General features: G+C 44.2%; 14 protein-coding genes and 1 tRNA gene. 5 read left to right on the forward strand and 10 right to left on the reverse strand.

Going from position 1 to position 18,257, the window contains the following annotated elements:
• Positions 1 to 2 precede the first annotated feature (2 nt).
• Entirely contained in the window at positions 3 to 785 is a 783-nt protein-coding gene (gene rpsB / locus NMM13_RS03530; protein WP_003002189.1) for a 30S ribosomal protein S2, read from the reverse strand.
• A gap of 264 nt (positions 786 to 1,049) precedes the next feature.
• Between rpsB and NMM13_RS03535 the strand changes: the two genes are divergently transcribed.
• From NMM13_RS03535 to NMM13_RS03545, 3 genes are all read left to right on the forward strand, one after another.
• Positions 1,050 to 1,120, forward strand: a tRNA-Cys gene (locus NMM13_RS03535).
• A gap of 143 nt (positions 1,121 to 1,263) precedes the next feature.
• Positions 1,264 to 1,410: a hypothetical protein gene (locus NMM13_RS03540; protein ID WP_254728627.1), complete on the forward strand. Its 147-nt coding sequence runs from the start codon at positions 1,264 to 1,266 to the stop codon at positions 1,408 to 1,410.
• Between the two features lie 61 nt (positions 1,411 to 1,471).
• The gene (locus NMM13_RS03545; RefSeq protein ID WP_254728629.1) at positions 1,472 to 2,023 is read left to right on the forward strand and encodes a hypothetical protein; all 552 of its coding nucleotides are present in this window, start codon (positions 1,472 to 1,474) and stop codon (positions 2,021 to 2,023) included.
• Positions 2,024 to 2,274: 251 nt separating this feature from the next.
• On the opposite strand, the gene nusG is transcribed toward NMM13_RS03545, so the two are convergent.
• The 3 genes from nusG to rpmG all read right to left on the reverse strand — a co-directional run bounded on the left by nusG (position 2,275) and on the right by rpmG (position 3,337).
• Positions 2,275 to 2,811 carry a transcription termination/antitermination protein NusG gene (nusG, locus tag NMM13_RS03550; protein WP_003002077.1) on the reverse strand — a complete coding sequence of 179 codons (537 nt, stop codon included), beginning with the start codon at positions 2,809 to 2,811 and terminating at the stop codon, positions 2,275 to 2,277.
• Positions 2,812 to 2,998: 187 nt separating this feature from the next.
• Positions 2,999 to 3,175: a preprotein translocase subunit SecE gene (gene secE / locus NMM13_RS03555; protein ID WP_003002261.1), complete on the reverse strand. Its 177-nt coding sequence runs from the start codon at positions 3,173 to 3,175 to the stop codon at positions 2,999 to 3,001.
• 9 nt (positions 3,176 to 3,184) lie between these two features.
• The gene (rpmG, locus tag NMM13_RS03560; protein WP_003009043.1) at positions 3,185 to 3,337 is read right to left on the reverse strand and encodes a 50S ribosomal protein L33; all 153 of its coding nucleotides are present in this window, start codon (positions 3,335 to 3,337) and stop codon (positions 3,185 to 3,187) included.
• A gap of 144 nt (positions 3,338 to 3,481) precedes the next feature.
• Between rpmG and NMM13_RS03565 the strand changes: the two genes are divergently transcribed.
• Entirely contained in the window at positions 3,482 to 4,396 is a 915-nt protein-coding gene (locus NMM13_RS03565; RefSeq protein ID WP_003009045.1) for a neutral zinc metallopeptidase, read from the forward strand.
• 493 nt (positions 4,397 to 4,889) lie between these two features.
• Here the strand turns inward: NMM13_RS03565 and pbp2a are convergent, their stop codons facing one another.
• A complete protein-coding gene (gene pbp2a, locus NMM13_RS03570; RefSeq protein ID WP_023919836.1) occupies positions 4,890 to 7,124 on the reverse strand; it encodes a penicillin-binding protein PBP2A in 2,235 nt (744 codons plus the stop codon).
• Between the two features lie 103 nt (positions 7,125 to 7,227).
• On the opposite strand from pbp2a, the gene NMM13_RS03575 reads away from it, so the two are divergent.
• Positions 7,228 to 8,091, forward strand: a complete 864-nt coding sequence (locus tag NMM13_RS03575; protein WP_070665038.1) for an RluA family pseudouridine synthase — start codon at positions 7,228 to 7,230, stop codon at positions 8,089 to 8,091.
• A 447-nt stretch (positions 8,092 to 8,538) separates the two neighbouring features.
• Here the strand turns inward: NMM13_RS03575 and NMM13_RS03580 are convergent, their stop codons facing one another.
• The 5 genes from NMM13_RS03580 to NMM13_RS03600 form a co-directional block, all read right to left on the reverse strand.
• Entirely contained in the window at positions 8,539 to 10,992 is a 2,454-nt protein-coding gene (locus tag NMM13_RS03580; RefSeq protein WP_254728631.1) for a GBS Bsp-like repeat-containing protein, read from the reverse strand.
• A 138-nt stretch (positions 10,993 to 11,130) separates the two neighbouring features.
• Complete coding sequence (locus NMM13_RS03585) at positions 11,131 to 14,604, reverse strand: GBS Bsp-like repeat-containing protein (RefSeq protein WP_254728634.1); 3,474 nt, start codon at positions 14,602 to 14,604, stop codon at positions 11,131 to 11,133.
• 145 nt (positions 14,605 to 14,749) lie between these two features.
• Entirely contained in the window at positions 14,750 to 15,802 is a 1,053-nt protein-coding gene (locus NMM13_RS03590) for a galactofuranosyltransferase (RefSeq protein WP_254728637.1), read from the reverse strand.
• Positions 15,803 to 15,817: 15 nt separating this feature from the next.
• Positions 15,818 to 16,915: a UDP-galactopyranose mutase gene (gene glf / locus NMM13_RS03595; protein WP_254728639.1), complete on the reverse strand. Its 1,098-nt coding sequence runs from the start codon at positions 16,913 to 16,915 to the stop codon at positions 15,818 to 15,820.
• An 82-nt stretch (positions 16,916 to 16,997) separates the two neighbouring features.
• A complete protein-coding gene (locus NMM13_RS03600; protein ID WP_254728642.1) occupies positions 16,998 to 18,155 on the reverse strand; it encodes a polysaccharide polymerase in 1,158 nt (385 codons plus the stop codon).
• Positions 18,156 to 18,257 lie beyond the last annotated feature (102 nt).

Below are 18,257 nucleotides of genomic sequence, written 5' to 3' on the forward strand. Positions count from 1 at the left end.
AATTAAGCGTTGTCGCCTTCTACAACTTCAACGATTTCTTCGATTGAATCAGCTTGACCTTCAGTAGCTGCCAATTCAGCTTCTACTGTAGCAACACTGTCTTCACCTTGACGTCCTTCGATAACAGCGTCAGCCATTTTCGCAGTGATCAATTTAACAGCGCGGATAGCGTCATCGTTCGCTGGGATGATAACATCGATATCATCTGGGTCAGTGTTTGTGTCGACCATCGCTACAACTGGGATACCCAATTTCTTAGCTTCTTTAACAGCGATTTGTTCTTTATGTGGATCCACAACGTACATTACGTCTGGGATACGAGGCATGTCTTCGATACCGCCCAAGAATTTTTCAAGACGAGCGCGTTGTTTGTTCAACAATGCAACTTCTTTCTTAGGAAGAACTTCAAAAGTTCCATCTTCTTCCATGCGTTTGATTTCTTTCAAACGAGCGATACGTTTTTGGATTGTTCCCCAGTTAGTAAGAGTTCCACCCAACCAACGGTGGTTGATGAAGTATTGACCTGCACGAACAGCTTCTTCTGCAACAGCATCAGCAGCTTGTTTTTTAGTACCTACGAACAAGATCACTGCATCGTTTGCAGCTGCATCACGCATGAAGTCGTATGCTTGGTCTGCATATTTTACAGTTTGTTGCAAGTCGATTACGTGGATTCCGTTACGTTCTGTGAAGATGTACTTAGCCATCTTAGGGTTCCAGCGACGAGTTTGGTGACCGAAGTGTACACCAGCCTCAAGAAGTTGTTTCATTGAAATTACTGCCATGAGTAGTTTCTCCTTTTTTGTTTTTTTCTCCTCTCTCAGACGTCAACTTGCAGCACGACCACAAGGGCAACGGTGCCACAATGGATCCGAGATGAGTATTTGCTGTCTTAGACAACTCTATAAGTATAGCAGAAATCACTAGAATTCGCAAGCTATTTGAGAGATTTTTTCAATCCCTCCGATGAAATGGTTTTCTAAAGTTGTTTGACGTAAAAAGTTTTTCTTGACCTATCTTTATTTTTAGGTTACAATATTATATGTTATGGCGGTATAGCCAAGTGGTAAGGCACGGCTCTGCAAAAGCTTGATCGTCGGTTCAAATCCGTCTACCGCCTTGATAATAAAATTTTTTATCATCTTTTATCTTTTAAAAATTCCCCTAGCAATAGGGGGTTTTTTGTTGCCATTTGCTCCTTTCCTTGATTATTGATATAATAAAACCTCGCCCGATCGGCGAAGCACATTAGAAATGGTATTTATGAAAAACATTCGTTTCTTTACGATCGGCCTTCTTTCACTAGTGACACTAGCAGCTTGCTCATCTGCCAATTCTGCGCAACCAGCAAAAACAGCTTCTAGCTCTAGAAAACCGATCAAACAATCCTCAACAAAAAAAATCATCTAGTAAATCGTCGAGCACTTCTTCAGACAGCAGTAGCTCAGATGATTTTTCAGGTCGCTTCAGTTTGGATCCAGATGATGGCGCATCTCTCCAATATGTGCCAGGAGCTGCATCCATTCCTGAGATCGAAAAGCTCAAGAACCTCCACCCTACCACCGGTTTTGTATTGAGAACCGAAGATGGACAAGAGGTTGGTGGGCCAAAAGAAAGAAGCAGTTACGATGACGTAGTTGCAGCCTTTGGTCAACCCATAAGTAGTACAGACAGTGCGAATCCTGGTGATGGAGTCAATGTTTGGGCAACAGACAATGGCGATATCATGGCTTTCTTCCGCAATAATGTGTTAACAGATATCACCTTCCGACTAAGAGGGGGCGATGCCAACCACCAGTCTACTGGCAGCATTTCCAAATCCGATACACCAAAAACGGCTCTCGAGCGTCTCGGAAAACCCTATGCCATTATGCGTTCTGAACGTTGGACCAGTTATGTCTATAAAGATAGTAACGGGGACGAATCTAACTTCTCTACACAAGGAGACCAGATCGTTAATGTTATGTCTGCTGCAGAAACCAAGCGCTTAAAAAGCATCACCGGTCTAGATAAAAATCAATAACGATCTATACAAAGAGGCTGGGACAAAAGTCCTAGCCTCTTAATTGTTTTTGGATTGCCGAGCAAGACGCAGTGGTTGAGTGCTCAAAGCACTGCTTTGAGGTGGCGGATAGAACTTGCGAAGCAAGTATCCTAAGTCTTTGTTCGCTTTTTAAGCTTCAAAGATGCCCTATGTTGACGGAAGCTACGTTTCCTTTATCTGCAACCTTCAACAGTCTCCCAGACTGTTGAAGCTGTCCCACTCTCTCTTTCTTACAATTCAGCAATTTGGTTCAAATTCACTTCTGCAACCGTATCGTTACCGAACATAGAAATGACCATTTTGACCTTGTTGTTATCAATTTCAGTGATCTTACCAGTATAGTCTGTGAAGGCACCGTCGATGATACGAACTGTATCGCCTACCTTGACATCCAAGTCAAACTCTTGAACGGTTTGACCCATAGAGAGCAAGATACTGCGGATTTCTTCTTCCAACAATGGAGTTGGTTTTGAACGGTTTCCGTGGGATCCAACGAAACCAGTAACGTTCGGGGTATTCCGGACAACAAACCAAGCTTCATCTGTCATGACCATTTCGACCAAGACATAACCTGGGAAGCGGTTTTCTTCGATTTCTTTTGTTTTACCGTTTTTCTCAACTTGTACGGTTTGAGTTGGAATCTCTACGCGCAAGATGTTTTCTAACATATTGTAAGTTTGCGCACGTTGCAAAAGATTCTCTTTTACTTTGTTTTCATATCCTGAGTAGGTTTGTAGTACAAACCAGCCTTTATCAAAACTGTCCATTTGGGCATCCTTTCTTTCTGTTTAGCCTGCTCGAGCTTTTGTGAACATACTAAAAAAAGCCTCTTGGCTTTCCTTTTCCTAGCTTCATTATACCACATTTTGCAGGAATGCAAAGAGGTTTGCTGATTTATTTTTAAGAAAAGACTACAAAAAGTGGGACCCAGAGGGTCCCACCTGGCTTCTTTTCTTAAAAGAAATTGATCATGTGCAATAGGCCACGTGCAATGACTTTGTCGAACAAATAAATCAATGCCACAAAGAAAGCGGTGTACTCAATCACTGAGATAAAGTTTTTCCATCTTTCCTTGCGATTTGGCCAAGTTGTATCTTTTAGTAAGACGAAAATATCTTTAATGAATTTCACAACTCTCTCCTATCGTGTTTCTTTATGGATGGTATACTTGCTGCAATGCTTGCAGAATTTATTGACTTCTAGACGTGTTGGTTTTGGCGTCCCACTCAACTTAATGGAGTAATTGCGTGACCCACAAACCGTACACGCTAGACTTGCTTTTTTTAATGCCATAACGCCTCCGTTCACCCCATTATAGCAAGTTTTCCACGTTTTGACAAGAACAGAAAATCTCCTGTCAAGAAAAAAGCAAATCTAAAGCGTTATCACTCTGGTTTTTGCCTCATTTTTGGTAAAATAAAACAAAAGGAGACGAATATGAAAAGTGATAACCTAAAAGAAAGTAGAAATATCGAAGACCGTCGAGGGCAAAGCTACTCCCAGTCTTCAGGCAATAGTAATCTTGGCGGAGGCATTTTACAGATCTTACTATCGCCGGGGAGCTTCAAAAGTAAGATCGTCCTCATCCTTCTTCTGGTTCTTCTAGGAGGTGGTGGCGCTAGCCTTGGGGGCCTCTTTGGAAATGGGACTTCTTCCCAACCTTACCAGTCCACCCAAGTCACGCGTACCAACAAGACCCATGTCGATGATGCAGATGCTGAGTTCGTCAGCAAGGTCCTTGGAACAACAGAAGATCATTGGCACAAGGTCTTTCAAGCTGAAGGACGCACTTACCATGAGCCCAAACTAGTCTTCTATACCGGACGGACACAGACAGGCTGTGGGGTTGGGCAAGCATCGGCTGGTCCTTTCTACTGTCCAACCGACAAAAAGATTTATTTGGATATGAGCTTCTACAAGGAATTGACAACCAAATACAAGGCTAGCGGGGACTTCGCTATGGCCTACGTCATCGCCCACGAAGTCGGCCACCACGTACAAAACGAGCTGGGAATCCTTGGCAAATACCATCGGATGCAACAAGGTCTTTCTGAAAAGGAACGAAATGCCATCAGCGTCCGCATTGAGCTACAAGCCGATTACCTAGCAGGTGTCTGGGCCCGCTCCATTCAAGACCGAAATCTTCTAGATATCGGCGATATCGAAGAAGCCATGAATGCAGCCCATGCCGTCGGGGACGACACTCTCCAAGAGCAAGCCTACGGCTACTCGGTGCCAGATAGCTTTACCCACGGAACTTCAGAGCAACGCATGCGCTGGTTCAAACGTGGCTACCAGTACGGGGATCTCCAACACGGCGATACCTTTAGCTTGTCAGATAGCGAACTCTAAACAAAGGTCTATTCAGAAATCCTTCTGAATGGATCTTTTTAGAATATAGACAAATTGCATTTTACATAAAACAATCTAAGTAACGTTGAAAAATTAAAATAATTAATACTATTAGGATCATTTCAACAGAAACTTTCCGCCGTGAGAAAAGTGCTATAAACACTAGTGTTTATAGCACTCGGGAGTTTTGGAAGTAAAACAGTTCGGGGAACTGTTTTAGCATGAGCCTAAAATTTGAAAAGCGAATGGGTTCAAAACGAATCGAACACGGGCTGCGGATCGTGTCAAAAAGATAAGTCTTCCTAGAATCTAAAGATTCTGCGTCAAACTTCCTATTTTGACTTTATCCGCGAACGCCCTTTGTATCTTAATTTAGTCATGGAACTTCTTCGAAGTTCGCTGACGTCCGTACTCACCTAAGGAAAGTTTCTAAGAAGACTTTGTCTTCAATCTGCAAAAAACGATTCAGAAATTCCTCTGAATCGTTTTTTGATTAGAAACCAAGCCAGCCTTTGAAGGTATCCCAAGCGTTTTTCGCTTTTCCTGGGATATCGGCCTCGTCGATTGCTTTTTTCGCATCATCGACCATATTCGACGCCTTTTCTTTGACATCCTCAAAGAAACCTTTGTCTTCTTTGCTATCTGTTTCTGTCGTTTCTTCTCCGACTGGTGCAATGCCGTTTTCAGCATAAGAGTTCTTCACCGAGTCAAACTGGGTACCGTCTGTATAAGGCAGGACACTGTTGGCAACATTGCGGAAGATCTCGGACGCCGTTCCAGCACTACTGTCCGTCAGGTAGTGATTTTCATCGGTCGTTGGGAAACCAAGCCATTGACTGATGACCACATCTGGCGTGTAGCCGATCACCCATTGGTCTCCAGAGAGGTCCTTGTTAAAGCTGGTCTCTGTCGTACCGGTTTTCCCTGCCATGGTATAGCCATAAGGCGCAGCGTTCACCCCTGTACCATTACTAAAGGTACCAAGCATCATATTGGTCATCTTATCTGTCGTTGACCCACTAAGCACTCGGGTTGATTTCTGGCTGTGGCTCTTGACCACTTGGCCACTTGCATTTTCGATCTTGGTAATGAGGTGAGCATCATTCATGACCCCGCCGTTAGCAAAGGTGCCATAGGCCTGGGCCATCTGCATCGGATTGGTTGTCACACCAGCTCCCAAGGCAACGGCAAGCGACTTGTCCACCTTGTCCATGTTGAGCCCGAATTTTTTCCCGTATTCAAAGACCGTATCGAGACCCAAATCATTAGCGGTCGCTACGGCTGGAAGGTTAAGGGACTCTGCCAAGGCCTGGTACATCGGTACCGTTGGGCTAGACTGGATTCCCGCATAGTTATTGACCTCATAGCTTCCATATTGGGTGGTACTATTGTCCAACTCCTTATTGGTCGACCAACCTTCAGCAACAGCTGGGCTATAGACGACTAAAGGTTTGATGGTTGATCCTGGACTACGAGCAGCCTGGGTAGCGTAGTTGTAGGTACGGAAACCTGGATTTTGATCGCTGCCGACACGCCCTACGAGAGCCCGAACCCCTCCGGTCTTAGGATCAAGCGCCACACTACCAGATTCCGCGCGCGTGCCGTCTTCTGCTACTGGGAAGAGGGCCGTATTGTCATAGATCACCTGCATGCTTGCTTGGTAATTTTGATCCAGCTCGGTGTAGATCCGGTAGCCATTTTTGACAATGTCTTCTTCGGTCAGGCCGTATTCATTGACCGCTTCATTGATGACCGCATCAAAATAGGATGGGTAGCGGTAATCCTCCGACTTGCCTTCATAGGCATCGACCAGCTGGCCATGGATATCGACAGCAGCCGACTGATCAGCCGTTTTCTGGTCAATATAGCCAGCCGCCACCATATTTTGGAGGACCGTATTGCGGCGATTGGTCGCATTCTCTACTGAATAGAGCGGGTTATAGATCTCAGGTCCCTTGAGCATACCGGCGAGTACCGCAGACTGATCCAGGCTTAATTGACTGGCTGAAACCCCAAAATACTTCTTGGAAGCATCCTCAATTCCCCAAACCCCATTTCCAAAATAGGCATTGTTGAGGTACATGGTGAGGATTTCTTTTTTGCTGTATTTCTTATTGATTTCAAGCGCCAGGAAGAATTCCTTGGCCTTACGCTCCACCGTCTGGTCCTGAGACAGGTAAGCATTCTTGGCTAGCTGCTGGGTGATGGTCGACCCACCACCTGAGCGACCCAGGGTCAAAATCGCTAAGAAGAAGCGACCATAGTTGATCCCGCTATTCTTGTAAAAGCTCCGGTCCTCTGTTGCGACCACGGCATTTTGCAGATTCTCACTAATGGCATCGAGTTCGACATAGGTTCCTTTTTGCCCGGTCAAACTTCCCGCCTGGTCCCCATTCTTATCATAGATAATGGTGGTCGCCTTCAGTGCATTCTGCAAATCTTTGACGTTGGTCGTCTTTGCGAGGTAGAAGAGATAGCCCCCTGTCAAGAGGCTAAAGCCTAGCCCAATGATCAGGAGAATCTTGGTCAAATGGAAGCGGCGCCAAAAACGACGGAAGGGATGCTGAGAGAGAGGCTTGCTTCTGTGCTTGCCTGAGCGACTATAGGTCGGCTCTACTGTCTCTTCCGGTAGTTCCGTGTCTGGCACTTCTTCTGCCACCGCTTTGGGCGGATGATCCTTTCTAAAAAAAGTGATCAGGTTTTCAAATAATTCTTTTATTCTATTCATACCTGTTATTGTAACACCTTATCCTTGTCCTAGCAAGAAAAGATAGCACATCCCCTTCTCCCATTTAGTTTTCTTTAAGCTTAGATTTTGCTACAATAGGGTCATGAACTATCAATTTACTATTCCACAATCCTTTCCCCAGATGACTGTGAAAGAGTTGCTTGAGGACTACTTCCTCATTCCCCGTAAGATCCGGCATTTTTTACGAACCAAGAAGCACGTCTTGGTCAATGGCGAGACCATCAACTGGCAGAGCCCCGTTCAAAAAGGAGACCAGATCCAGCTGATCTTTGACGCGGACGATTACCCTGAAAAAGAGCTCCTAGCCGGAGACCCGAGTCTGGTCGAAGAGCTCTATCAGGATGAGCATGTCATCATCGTCAATAAGCTTGAAGGTATGAAAACCCATGCCAATGAGCCGACAGAAATTGCTCTTCTCAACCATGTTTCCAGCTATGTTGGATCCACCTGCTACGTCGTGCACCGCCTAGATAAGGAAACCAGCGGAGCGATTTTATTTGCTAAAAATCCTTTTATCCTGCCCATTCTCAACCGCATTTTAGAAGATAAAAACATCCAACGCGAGTACTGGGCCTTGATCCAAGGCAGCTTAGCACAAAAAACCATCGTCTACAAGGATAAAATCGGACGCGATCGCCACGATCGGCGCAAGCGCCTGGTCGATCCACGCAAGGGACAGTACGCAGAAACTCAGGTGACGCAACTGAAAAAAATCGGGCGAAACAGCCTGATCAAATGCCAGCTCAAGACGGGGCGTACTCATCAGATCCGGGTGCATCTCTCCCATCATGGGCACCCGATTGTCGGGGACCCTCTCTATAACCCTGCACGCGGAGAGCGACTCATGCTCCATGCTCACCGCTTGACCTTCACCAATCCATTAACCCTTGAAACCATCCAAGTCGAGGCCCCTTCCAAGAGTTTCGAAGAAGGGTTGAAAAAATAAGAAAAGAACCGAAATAGTATTCTTAGAGACTTTCCTTAAGTGAGTACGGACGTCAGCGAACTTCAAAGAAGTTCCATGACTTAGTTTTGAGCCCAAGGTCTCAAAACTCCCGAGTGCTTGAAATTCTAATATTTCAAGCACTTTTCTCACTGCGTAAAGTCTCCAGTCATTATCGAATAATTCAAAAGATAAAAATCATTTAAAACAATTGACAGAATCTCTCATTTTATTTTAAAAACTTATCTGCATTCAAAAAAGAAGCCACAAAAAGAGGCTGGACAAAAACTGTTCAGCCTTTTTATATTTGATAGAAATAACTGTATGACGCAGTGGTTGATTGGCATCTTTGTTCGCTTTTCAAGCTCCAAAGATGACCTAATCAACTGTGCGGGGGTGGGAAGACGAACTCTTTTTAACTAGTCAGAGTTCTTTCCCACTCCCTTTTTATTATTGATAGCGAGGGGTTGCAAATCCACGGATATTGCCATGTCCGATTCGGTAGGTATTGCGACGGACTTGGTTGTTGGAGTTTCCTTCAATGGTATGAATGATCCCATTTGAGACGCTCTCGACAATTCCTATGTGATCCGCAAAGCCATTATTTTGTTGGCTATTTTGATCCCAGTTAAAGGTGATGATGTCCCCTGCTTTTGGTGTAGTGGTACCATCTTCATTCCAGATGCCCAAGCGTTTGAAGATCTGGATGTGACGTTCGACTCCACATTCACGGCCAATCAAACCGCTCAAACCTTCCCGCTGGAAGACCGTTGTGACAAAGATATCACACCAATCATCGGTCGTCTTCACTGCATAACCTACAGGAAGTGGTTTGACACTGTTGTAATCATTGACCAATTGATGGTGAGCTGCAGTTCCGCCACGAACACCAACTAAACTAGCTGCTGCCCGTAAGACACGGTCCCGTTGCCCATTCGTTACACGAGGACTAAAAGCAGTTTGATCTACTGTCGCACGAGGATGAAGGGCTGTTTGACCGAGGTTAAAGCCTTCAACGCCACCATCGACATAGTCCACATAGACGTGAGTCGTATAGTTGCCTGATTGGTACTGGTGATTGGCTGTAGAAACCTGCACTTCTGTGTGCATACCAGAAGGTGCTGTTGAATACCAGAAGAGATTTTCCTGATGAGCTTGAGACCACGCAGCGACACGGATGTTCTTAATCTGACGACCTTGAGGCGCTTGATCCACCGTTACTGTATAAGTTCCAGCACCAGAATTGACATTCTTGATAGAAGCTAGCGTCTTGGTCTTGGCATTTCGGAACTCCACTTCTGTAGTCGTTGTACCAGCACCCACACGAGAACCATCATTTTGAATGTAGTAAAGGTGAACATGGTACTTACCAGTAGAGTTCTTGTGATCGCTTGCTTTAACAGATACCTTGTAGTCTCCGTTCGCTTGACGAGTCGCTTCATACCAGCGGATATCGTCTTGGCCGTCCTTATCCGACCAAGTTGGAACTTGAACGGTCCGCACACCTTTAGGGCTGTAGACATCCTTAATGATGACGTCAAAGGTACCTGTATCCTTGTTGTTGTTTTGGATCAAGAGACTAGCAGTTGGACGTGATTGATTTTTGTAGTCAATAAAGGCTTTCTTGACAAACTTGTTTTGTCCGTTAGCATCCACATAGAAGACCTGCGCTTCGTACTTGCCATCAGCGTTTTCGTGGTCACTAGCTTTGGCTGTTACAGTATATGAACCGTCTGCCTGGCGAGTTGGCGTGTACCAGATGATATCTTTCATCCCATTGGCATGAGACCAGAATGGAATCTTCACTTCTTTATAACCATCGAAACCTTGAAGGTTCTTAGCTGTAATAGTGAAAGTCCCGTCTGACTCTGATTTTGTAATGGTCAGATCAGCAGATGGTTTAGGAGCTGTGTAATCGATAAAGGCTTTCTTGACAAACTTGTTTTGACCTTGGGCATCCACATAGAAAACTTGCGCTTCGTATTTGCCATCAGCGTTTTCGTGGTCACTAGCTTTGGCTGTTACGGTATAAGAACCGTCTGCCTGGCGAGTCGGAGTGTACCAGATGATATCTTTTATCCCATTGGCATGAGACCAGAACGGAATCTTCACTTCCTTGTAGCTGTCGAAGCCTTGGAGGTTCTTAGCTGTGATGGTGAAGGTACCGTCTGACTCTGATTTCGTAATGGTTAGATCAGCAGATGGTTTAGGAGCTGTATAGTCAATAAAGGCTTTCTTAACAAACTTGTTTTGGCCTTTAGCATCCACATAGAAAACTTGCGCTTCATATTTGCCATCAGCGTTTTCGTGGTCACTAGCTTTGGCTGTTACAGTATAAGAACCATCTGCTTGACGACTTGGAGTGTACCAGATGATGTCTTTCATCCCATTGGCATGAGACCAGAATGGAATCTTCACTTCTTCATAACCATCCAAGCCTTGAAGATTCTTAGCCGTAATGGTAAAGGTGCCGTCTGACTCTGATTTTGCAATAGTCAAATCTGCGGAAACCGGAGATTCCTGTTGAGGAACACTCTCATTTCTTGCTGCTACCACTCGTGCGCGTGCGCCATATGGTGCACGACTAGCTACCACAGCTGGTGCTGGTTGCTCTGATACAACCTTGTCGCTAGTGCCCTTGTCAGAAGACTGGTTATTGCTAAGAGTCGGTGTGACAGGTGCTGCCTCTGTTGCAACGGTATTTTCTGTCTGAATACCTTTCTCAACTCCCACTCCTTCATTCACGGTATTCTGTGCTTCTGATGAAGTTGTTGTTGCAACGATAGCTGATGTATTTTCTGGTGTTTGATCAGACGCATGTTGCTCATCGGCTTTGACTTGTTGTGTCGAAAAAGCCAACAAAACGGCTGTCCCAGCATAAAAAATAAGATCTTTCTTTTTCATGTATCTTCCTTACAATTTTTTATACGGTTGTACCCACATAGTAGTATTATAGCACAAACCGCCGGATCAAGAAACAATATCATGAGAAGAATCCTATTTTTAAAGAAAACAGAAGGCCAGATTGGCCTTCTGATTAGCTTATACAAAAATTGAGAAGAAAGGTGCTCCAAGCTTGTTATCCATCGGGTCCTTACTCTTAATAGAGTGAAGATAATTGATGGAGTACCAGCCGTTGTTGCCGCTATTATATGGATCGCGAACATAGGTTCTTCCATTGTCATAACCATGCAAGACCAATTCATGAGTATAAGGATCACTAGTAAATTGGCTATTACCTACTGCAGCAAGTACATGCTTGCCAGCCATGAGGGCTTCTGCAATGCCTCCAGCTCCATTAATCAATTGGCTCTTCAAGCCCCAGTTACGAGTGGCAGCTACAATCCCATCAGAATCTGTTCCTGCTTCACCTTTGTTGAATGAATCAGTATTGTTGTAGAGATAATCAGCTACTGTTGTGGGCAAAACAGTTCTACCTAGGATATCTGTAAAGGTCATAGCAAGAGAGGTTGGCACACAACCTGACTGATCGACATTGCTCACACCGTAATATTTCCCAGCCCAACGAGGATCCCGTTGAGAATAATAGGTTGTTTGTGGATTCACCTTTTGATTTCGTGGAGACAAGGATGTCTGACCCAGGTTAAAGCCTTCAACTCCCCCATCTTTGTAGTCTACATAGACGTGAGTGGTATAGTTGCCCGCTTCATTACCGTGATTATTGGCAGAGACAGTGATCTCTGTGTGCATACCTGTCGGCGTTGCGGAATACCAGTAAAGATTTTCTTGATGCGCTTTAGACCAAGCTGCGACACGAATATTCTTAATCTGACGTCCCTGAGGTGCTTGATCTACAGCTACTGTATAAGTCCCGTTCGTTGCATTAACATTCTTAATAGAAGCTTGCGTCTTGGTCATGGCATTTCTAACTTCTACGTCTGTTGTTGTGGTACCAATACCAATCCGAGATCCATCATTTTGAATGTAATAGAGGTGAACATGGTACTTACCAGTAGAGTTCTTGTGATCGCTCGCTTTGACCGATACCTTGTAGTCTCCATTTGATTGGCGAGTCGCTTCATACCAGCGAATATCGTCTTGGCCATCCTTATCAGACCAAGTAGGAACTTGCACAGTCTGCACCCCTTTAGGGCTGTAGACATCCTTGATGATGACGTCAAATGTTCCTGTATCCTTGTTGTTGTTTTGGATCAAGAGAGTGCCGGTTGGACGAGATTGATTTTTGTAATCAATAAAGGCTTTCTTAACAAACTTGTTTTGACCTTGAGCGTCCACATAGAAAACTTGCGCTTCGTATTTGCCATCAGCATTTTCGTGGTCACTGGCTTTGGCTGTTACAGTATAAGAACCGTCTGCCTGGCGAGTCGGAGTATACCAGATGATGTCTTTCATCCCATTCGCATGAGACCAGAATGGAATCTTCACTTCCTTGTAGCCATCGAAGCCTTGAAGGTTCTTAGCTGTGATGGTGAAGGTGCCGTCTTTTTCTGATTTTGTAATGGTCAGATCAGCAGATGGTTTAGAAGCTGTGTAATCGATAAAGGCTTTCTTGACAAACTTATTTTGGCCTTTGGCATCCACATAGAAGACCTGCGCTTCATATTTGCCATCAGCGTTTTCGTGGTCACTAGCCTTAGCCGTTACAGTATATGAACCGTCTGCCTGGCGAGTTGGAGTGTACCAGATGATATCCTTCATCCCATTGACATGAGACCAGAATGGAATCTTCACTTCCTTGTAGCCATCGAAGCCTTGAAGATTCTTAGCTGTGATGGTGAAGGTGCCATCTTTTTCTGATTTTGTAATGGTCAGATCAGCTGCGACAGCATTGGCCGGCTTTGTCGCCGTATAATCGATAAAGGCCTTTTTCACAAATTTGTTTTGACCTTGGGCGTCTACATAGAAGACCTGCGCTTCGTATTTGCCATCAGCATTTTCGTGGTTACTGGCTTTGGCTGTTACAGTATAAGAACCGTCTGCCTGGCGAGTCGGAGTATACCAGATGATGTCTTTCATCCCATTCGCATGAGACCAGAATGGAATCTTCACTTCCTTGTAGCCATCGAAGCCTTGAAGGTTCTTAGCTGTAATGGTGAAGGTACCGTCTTTTTCTGATTTTGCAATAGTCAAATCAGCTGACACTGGTGTCTGATTTTTCTTTCCAATGGCTACTGTCGTCGTTGTTCCGCCCACACCCGTCATTTGTCCATTATTCTGAACATAGTAAAGATGGACATTGTAAAGACCGGTTGAGTTTTTATGGTCCGCTGCTTTTACATTGATGGTATAGGTCCCATTGGCTTGACGGTTGGCTGTATACCAAACAAGGTCATCTTGACCACCTGTTTCTGACCAGATTGGGACAGAAACGGTTCGAACTCCATTTGGCGCCTTAACATTTGAGATGACAACGTCAAAGCGGCCCGTCATAGTATCGTTATTGACAATGTCAATCTTCCCACTTAAGCTGCCTTCTGTTGGATCCGCTGCAGGTTTTGCGTTCGCTGTGAAGCGACCAGTATAGTCCACACTGTGGTCAAAGAGGTGTTTTCCTGGAAGCAATTCCGCTTGAGAAGTGAACTGCCAGGCGCCGGCTTTCCCATTGTAACGCAAGCTTTTCGCATCGTTTACAGACAGTTTTGGAGAAGGGTATTGGGCAACCCAGAAATTCTGAAGCCCAAATTGAGCGGTGTTGACTGGACCTTTCTTGCGAAGATTGTTTTCATCCAACCAGCTAGCACTGGTGTAGAACATCAAGTTGGTGTAGCCATTTTTACGCATTTCGTCAGCCCAAGCTTGGGTGTTGCGGTTAATGTTTGGCTGCATCTTGGCATCCTCAAAGTCATTGACCATGAGGGTGTTCTTTGGAAGACTCAAGCGTTGCGCCTCTGCAATGTAGAATCGCGCTTCTGCACGCGCCGCTTCCTCAGAAGTATAGCGTGAGAAGTGGTAGGTCGATACTTGTAGACCCGCAGCTTGTGCATTACGAATTTGGTTCTCCGCATTTGGGTTCTTGTACCAAGTGTCTTCTGTCAATTTGACAACGACACCGCCCACGCCTTTATTAGCTAGGGTACGGTAGTCTCCAATACTAATGTCTCCGTTATGGCTACTCACATCAACGAATGATTTTGGCTGAACCGCCACATCTGTTGAACGACCAGCTGGAGCGTGAGCGCCTGTGTTAAAGAAGGTCGTGCTTCCTGAATCAGACGGAAGAGGAGTTTCTTCTTTCTCAGTAGTCGATGCTTCTGTAGCCTTCTCTACAGATGGGGTCCCACTTTCTGAAGCTGCGGCCTTGCTCACAGGTGTCACAGCTGGTTCGGTCACATTTGCTGGTGCTGCATAGTTGCTTGCGACAGGTGCTACTGACTTTTCAGCAACGGCTACTTCTGGCGCTTTTTCAGCTTGGACTTGGTTACCTTCAGTAGTAGTGGCTTCATTTGAAACCAGCTCATCTGCACTGACTCCCTGAGCAGATACAGCCATCAAGACTGCCGCTCCGGCATAAAAAATAAGATCTTTCTTTTTCATATAAACTTCCCTTTATACAAATTTTATACGTTAATCATTTTACCACACGGTTTCAGCGATGAAAAGTTTTATGAAGCAAATTTTTAAAATTAGTGATATTTTTTTGAAACACTAAAAAAAGAAGTCCGTCTGACTTCTTTTGATCTTATGCTAAAGGATTTAAGGCCGTCTTTAGGTAGTGACCCTCTCGGATTTCCTGACCGACACGCTTGGCATTGTCCACCAAGTCTTGGTAATCAGCATCTGAAAGATTGTCGATTGTCTCCTTCAAGTCATGAAGCGACTCTACTGCAATCCCACAGCCCTTCTCAAGCACAAAATGAGACAAGGCTGACTGTTTCCAAACCACAAGCGGGAAGCCTGAGGCCAAGTATAGTGACGCCTTGTGAGAGTTGTTGTAGCGAAGATACTCGCCAAAGACACCACTACAGGTTTCCGCACTATCCCCATCCCAGACCAGTCCAAAACCACCCTCAAGGGCTGCAGGAAGCTCATCAGGCAGGAAGGAACCAAAGTAGGTTTCATTTGCAAGCGCTCTACGCTCATCAAAGCCAACACCATAGAGGTTATAGGCTGGCGCTTCTGGAAGAGTATAAAGATAACCGGCTTTTTCCTGTGCCAAGTTACCAGCTACAATAATTGGCTGATTCTTCGTGAAACCTGTCTTCTCTTGGAAATTTGGAATCAAATAGTCGAAAATGCCAAGACTAACAATCTTATCTTCCGCAATCCCTTTATCCATCAAGACAGATTTCATAACCGGGTTGTGGGCGATGATCCCATCAGCTGCTTTGAGAAAACTTGCTTCTTGAAGGTACATCCGAATTCTGTGTTTTAAAGGTAGTGAAGTCATGTTGGCATGTCGAAGCACTTCTAGGTCATGAATCAAGAGATAGACTTTAATCCCTCTTTTTTGCGCTTTTTTGACCAAATGGGTGGAGAAAAAGCTATGGTGAAGCATTGGAAACTGGATCAACAACTCATCTCCTTGCTTTAGTTGATCCAAGGCTAGTCCAAAAGCCTTTGCCTTATGACGTTGAGCCGCAAGGGTACGCATTTGATACCAATTGTCGACGGACAAGACCAAGGGGTGATAGCCTTCTTCTTTCACAATACTTTCTACGTCATTGCGCGCTTTATTTCCCGCGTTCTTTGCGTTGACATCATGCAGGAATTCTTCTTTTAAGTAGTATTTCATAGATTATCGTTTCTCTTAATCAAACTCATTTGCCACGACTTCTAGAGCACGCTCAATGACCACGTGCATGTCGTAGTATTTATAATCTGCAAGACGTCCACAGAAGATAACCTTGTCATTTTTGGCTGCTTCTTCTTGGTACTTAGCAAACATGGCATTGTTCTTTTCATCATTGATTGGATAGTAGGGTTCATCTCCACGTTTCCAGTCAGCTGGGTATTCACGGGTAATCACCGTCTTCGGTTGAGTCCCATACTCGAAGTGCTTGTGCTCAATGATCCGAGTATAAGGAATTTCACGCTCGGTGTAGTTGACCACGGCATTTCCTTGATAGTTTTCCTCATCCAAGATCTCGTGTTCGAACCGAAGGCTGCGGTATTCCAACTCCCCATGATTGTAGTCAAAGTACTGGTCAATCATCCCTGTAAAGACCACTTTTTCCGCTGAGCTTTCCAGTTCTTCACGATTGGCAAAAAAATCAACCCCAAGTTCTACTTCTACATCGCCCAGCATGTTTTCAATGATGACGTTGTAGCCACCGATTGGAATCCCTTGGTAACGGTCGTTAAAGTAGTTATTATCAAAGGTCAAACGCACTGGGAGGCGCTTAATGATGAAAGGAGGAAGGTCCGTCGCAGAACGTCCCCATTGCTTCTCCGTATAGCCCTTGATCAACTTTTCATAGATATCTGGACCAATCAACTTGATCGCTTGTTCTTCCAAGTTTTTCGGCTCAACATCTTTCATGTCAGCTGTCTGCTCGGCAATCTTGTCCTTGACTTCTTGAGGAGTCTTGGTTCCCCACATGGCATAAAAGGTATTCATGTTGAAGGGAAGATTGTAGAGGCTACCCTTGTAATTAGCTACCGGTGAATTGATATAGTTGTTAAATTCAGCAAACTGGTTGACATAGTCCCAGACTTTTTTGTTGGACGTATGGAAAATGTGGGCACCATACTTGTGAACATTGATTCCTTCCACTTCTTCACAGTAGATATTGCCACCAATGTGGTCCCGTTTATCAATGACTTTTACTTTTTTACCACGCTTGGTCGCCTCATGTGCAAAAATTGCCCCCGACAAACCAGCACCAACAATCAGATAATCGTACATAGTAGACTCCATTATTTTTCTATTTTAAAACACATCTAACCTCTTAGCCGTTTCACTAGACTCATTGCTATAGATTAAACCTTCAAATCCCCTCAATTTCCTCACTATAAGAGAGGGAATTGACCGGCTTCTTTTTGACAACTTCTGTCGCAAAGAGCGTGAACATAAAGATGTTATAAGTCGGTACAAACCAAAACGCTTCAATCATACAATTAATCGCAATGAGGGACAAGATTGCAACAAATAAATAGTGCCCCTTCTTGAATTCATATTTTGAAACAATGACATAAATGGCGACTAATAAGGCAACCGGTACGATACCATATGTAAATAACATCTGAACATAGGACGAATCAACATAATTATAATTGAGGACAGACTCTGTACTTCCCCCGGATCCAATAAACTGAACCCCTCTTGTCCCAAACCAATTCAAAGGATATAAATTAAAAGCATTTTTACCCAAGGCTAAACGGCCGGTAATAAATTGATTAATTTGAACATAAAGTGGAGATGACCAGGAGAAGTGATAGGTTAAATAGATCATTCCGGTTGAAAAAAGGATGACCGAATAGGGCAACAAGTGATACAACTTCAGCTTCTTCTCCTTTGTGAAATAAAAGAAGAGAAACAGTAAGACAGCGACCAATAGTGAGACCGCATTCATACGAGCATCACAGAACTTCATAATAAATAAAGCTAAGAGAACGCCACTTAGAGATCGTAAGACAATATATCGGTCTTTTAACAAATAGGAGATCGCAACATAGAGGTAGAAACAATGGGCTGCGAAATCTGTTGGATAGATAAACCCAAATGAATTACGGATAACGGCACCCCGACTATATTGTAAGTTTGGAACTACCTTTAATAGTGACAATAGAAATACTGCAAGGACAATCGTACCTGCAACACCTACATAAGTTTTTAAAATGACTTTCCTATCCGCATTGACCAGCAAAACCATTAAGAGAGAATAAACTAAAAAATTTAATTTATCTGTCTTAAAATAAACCATGACCGCTACCAACAATAACATAGCAGACAAAATGAGATAATGATAGGGAATCGTAATTTTGTTGAAAAAACGAAGCAACAATAGCGCTACAACCACTATGAGCGAGCTCGCACCAACATGCAAAAAGCCTTTATTTAACATCGTAGTGGATATTGTATTAAAGAAGATCACAATCGAGACGACAAAACCAACCAGTAGATCGTCAAATTTCATTTTTATCATTAAATTACCTGATAAAGAATTTTTAAAGAAAAGCTCATTCTGTCTAGATTGGAATGCCTGCTTTGGGAACACCTGTGCTATAGCATTCTTTTCTAAAGATTT

Source organism: Streptococcus sp. CF8_St5-11 (genome assembly GCF_024295625.1).
Classification (GTDB): Bacteria; Bacillota; Bacilli; order Lactobacillales; family Streptococcaceae; genus Streptococcus.